2 protein-coding genes and 1 pseudogene are annotated in these 4,333 nt (G+C 55.8%); 1 reads left to right on the plus strand and 2 read right to left on the minus strand.

What is annotated here, in order from left to right:
• Positions 1–335, plus strand: a 335-nt coding sequence (locus ACESNG_RS23170; RefSeq protein ID WP_373071071.1) for a hypothetical protein, incomplete at its 5' end; no start/stop codon positions are given.
• A 104-nt stretch (positions 336–439) separates the two neighbouring features.
• Here ACESNG_RS23170 and ACESNG_RS23175 read toward each other — a convergent pair.
• On the minus strand, positions 440–3,214 hold the full coding sequence (locus ACESNG_RS23175; protein WP_373071073.1) for a UvrD-helicase domain-containing protein: 2,775 nt from the start codon (positions 3,212–3,214) through the stop codon (positions 440–442).
• Positions 3,215–3,505: 291 nt separating this feature from the next.
• Positions 3,506–4,333 (minus strand): annotated as a pseudogene (locus ACESNG_RS23180) (hypothetical protein); the annotation flags it as partial.

Here is a 4,333-nt window from a genome sequence, read left to right on the forward strand (position 1 = left end):
CTCTAAGAAAATGGACTCACAAAAGGGGTCCAGTCAGAGGAATCATCGTTGTAATCGAGATGCCAAATCCCAATTCACAAACACCCACCATTTCATTACAAGACTCGACGTTGGTTGAGTTGGCCCATGAACTACGACGGCTCGCTACCGATTTATTAAAGGATGTTCGGAAAAGTGCCGCGCTTCCTGGTCTGAGCCAATTAGCGGCCATGAAGCCACTCCAGCACTTAATCGCTGAGGCGCTAGCCGAGCGTGCCTTCAATACGTCACACCAGAACGATATGTCCGACTCGGATACTGCGACCGAGGAGCATTGTCATGTCGGCTACCTCTAAATCAATCACGCGATCACAACACCTGGAATAGCTGGCGATCCAGACCGCTTAGCGCGGCCACGATCCGGATGCTCGACCGGAAGTTGAAGGCGCGCCGCTTCAACTCATTGAGCCAAGTGGCGGTGGAGCAGGGTGCCGTCCTCGGTGACCACCTTGACTAGTACGGGTGGTCGGCACCACTCCTGTCCCGTGAGCGTCTGCAGTGCAAACGAGTCGGCGGCAGTGCTCTTGTGCCAGTACTCGCCTGCCCGGTTCCACCTGTAACCCTGCTGCTTGAGTTCATCTCGTATCTCGTAAGCCTTGAATACTCGGACCTCGAGCGTGGGTGAGCCGAGCGATGGAACGGGCACCAGCATGGACCAATCCACGTAGTTCGGCTTGGTTCCTTGCTGGATGTCCATGAGGTAGGGGCTGATCCGTGAGGTCTCGGTAATGAGCAGCAGGCTGTTGGTAGCTCGGGTCACAGCGACATAGAAGAGCCGCCGTTCATCGGACTCGATCTGCTCGATGTTGTCTCCGAACACTCGGAGGAAGACCCAGCTTGGATGGATCAACGGGTAGCTGCCCTCAATCGCGTCGAGAACGATCACGGCCCCTTTCTCGAGTCCCTTGTACTTGTGGACGGTCGAGATCGACACTCGGTGGTGGTCGTCAGTGGGCAGGTAGCTGAGCAGGCGCAACAGGAAGTGTTCAAGCCCGCTCGGCCCTCTCCGGGGTCGCTCGTCGTAGTTGACATACCACGGGGCCCTGTTACGCCGTGTGAGTAGCACGACATCCTGTCCGAGGTCGAGGCAGCGCCGGACGAGCCGTAGCACTGCTGGGGTTTTCTCGTCTCCGTTGTGGCGGTCGAGTTCGACGGCTGATGGATTAAAGGTCTCGAGGTCACAGGATTGGACGCTCCCTCGATCCTTGCGGCTTGCTCGCGCTGGTACGCCTTCGCCGGCCATGATGTCATTGCCGATTCGAACGACGTCGACTGGTGAGCGGTAGTTGGTGCTGATCTCGACAGACCTGGAGTTGTCGAAGTACCGATCAAAGTTGGTAAAGAACCGACGCTCTGATCCTGCGAATGCGTTGATGGCCTGCCAGTCGTCGCCGACGCAGAAGAACTCGACGTCAGGGCTTACGCTGCGAATGCCGTCCACCATCTCGAGGAACATCTGCGTGAAGTCTTGGAACTCGTCGATCAGGACGAAGCGCATCCGTGCGAGATTGCCTTGCTCGCGTCCTTGGTCTCGAGTGAAGCGTGTCTGACCGCCATGCAAGGAGTTGATGGCGCGCCACATGAGGCCGTCGAAGTCTTCCTGGGAAGTCTTGGGGAGACGCTCCAAGTAGGCCGCATAGACCGACCGACCGACTTCAAGGAAGCTTCCCTCAAATGGTGTGAGCGTCAAGTGACCAGCAATCAGGTCGTCGAGGTCAGATCCGCTGAACCCGCGTTTGCGAGATCGCGACACGAAGTCGGCGATAGCGGAGGTGAAGTGGTCGATGGCGCGCGCGCGGACGAGCTGCCAGATCTCCTCCTCCGAACGAGGTTGTGCGATGATTCCAAACCCTGCAAGCGAACCCAGCAGCTGTGCTGCAAATTCGTCGGGGCCACCAGCAATGTCTCGCGGGGTGAACTCGAGGAGTTTCCAGCCCTCCTTCCTCTCCCAGAAGTCACGCTTCGCTTGCGACTGTTCGTCATAGTCCTGGTCGCCCTTGAGGCCGAAGTACTCGATCACAACCCCTTCGCCAGGCCTGACCTCGATGGTGAAGTCGGGTTGGTAGTTGCGCCCGTTCCACTTGAAGTTTTTCTCGTAGCGGTACGCAATGCCGTTCTCAAAAAGCAGGTTCGCGATGAACTTCTCGCCATAGGACTTCACCCATTCGCCGTTGAGCGATTCCCGCGGTAACGCACGCCGGCGGGCGAGGAAGTCGCTCACTGTCAGGTCAAAGCCACCCTCGGCAATCGTTTCCCAGTCGCTGCGGAAATGTGCGAGCATCACCTGTTGGATGATCTGGCTGTAGTGAGGGTCAATGAGGTGCTCGTCGATCACGCCCTGGACCACTCGGCTGCGTGCGAATGAATCGGTCTCCGCGTCGTCGTAGACAAGCGTCTCGTCAGGGTGAACGAGCGCATGCGCGAGGGCGTGGAAGGTCATTACGTGCGGTGGATCACCCTCAAGGGCAACGGAGGAGATCCTCGACTTAATCTCCTCCGCTGCCTTTTTGTTGAATACAAGAAGGAGCAGTGAATTGCCGGGTACACGGCAGTGCTTCATGAGGAAGATCGCCCGAGTCACCAGGGTTCGGGTCTTGCCGCTACCGGCCCGGGCTGTGACACGGAGGTCACATCCGAACGTCGCGATGGCCGCCGCCTGCTCGTCATCAACGGAGTAGTCGAGTTCGTCCTCTACCCATTCACGCACGAAGTCACGCTTGAGCTCTTCGAGTCTCTGCGCAGTCAAAAGGTTCTTGTCTGGGTCAACCAGATGTGCTTGGTCGACGGCCAGGAAGTCCGACTGCAGGAGTGATTTCATGCGGGCAACAACGGGTGCGGCACGTTCACGCTCGGCTGCGGCACGTTCACGCTCGGCTGCCTTCCGCTCCCGTTCAAGCCGCGGTCGATCTCGTGCCTCCTGGTCCAGTCGCTGTTGCTCGGTCCTACGGCCGTCCATACACTCACTCACCATCGAGGGCAGACTGTTCCACTGCTCGGGCGAGAGAGACCGCCTCAGTTGGTCAACCGTGCGCTGCTCACTCGGCATGAGATTGAGATCTTGGTCATTGCGCACTATGGCCGGAACAAGTTTGTCGACGTAGTGGCTGTTCGTCTCCCAGCCAGACCAGCACGAGATCAGCTGAATCAGAAGTGCCTCAACGGTGTCGCTTCCCACAGTGAGTCAGTCTTGCAGACCAGAACTACTCCTCATGTGGAGGTCGCCGTCTGCCTCGGCTCAATTCGTAGCCCTCGTCGAATCGCTCGAACGGGTCTGCTGTCGGTTTGATTGACTCGGTGGTTTGTTTGAAGCCCGCTAAGAGGTCCGACCAGCTGAACTCAAAGCGGCGTCCTCATTCAACAACACTCAAATTGGCGGGCCAAGACACAAATCTGCCTACACAAAACACGGTGCATACCAGAGCCTGCATAGAACTCGGTGCGGTTCACAATAATTTACTAGATCGGCTCAAAGTTTTTCGAAATACTGTCGAATTACTTTCGCCATCAGCCTTCGGCGAATGATAAGAAATTCTTCGAACGGAATCTCGCTCTCAAGTAGTTCAGGTGGCAACGCATGCTCGACAAGGTTCGCCAGCAGATTGGCGCGATCCGAAATACCACCGAACTCTTTCGGGCCTCCCGAGACTTGTGATTCAAGTGCCGTGAAATACTGGTTCGGGGATTTCGCACCAATCTTGATGTTGATTTCGGTCTGCATCTGAACAAGATTGGCAATCTGGTTGTACTGTCCAGGTTTGTATCCCTTCGATTTCAGATAGCCCTTCGGATAGACGTGATGAATATCGCCCTTAAGTTCGATGAGGTTTGATATCGATATCTCCTTTGAGAGAAATCCCTTTGCCTGCGTAAAGACCTGAGAGGCACGAAATACATTCCAATACGGACTCCGAGCCGCAGAGGTGTCCATGATTTGCGGCAAGAGTCCTTCCCAGAATCCATCGCTCAACTCAGAGTCGACAACTGTTTTCATCATTTGCAGTGTCCCAGCAGACTCCATTTGTCTGAGATCCTGATCATATTGCGACTCAAATGACCCGGAATACCGAGTGGTTAGGAGCGACAACACATACCATCGTCGAACAATCTGCTCAATTTCAGCCGGGTCGATGCCTTCGCGTTTGCAACGCAGGTACAAGGTATATGCGAAATTAAGTGCACCTTGCGACGAGATCAGGTCGCTCGTGAGAAATCCGGCGGAGGAAATGATCATCACAAACTTCGTAAATTGAGTTTCGTTAATGAACCTCTTGATTCCTTCGGCGAGTTTTGCGAA

It is taken from the genome of Gemmatimonas sp. (genome assembly GCF_041689975.1).
Lineage (GTDB): Bacteria > Gemmatimonadota > Gemmatimonadetes > Gemmatimonadales > Gemmatimonadaceae > Gemmatimonas.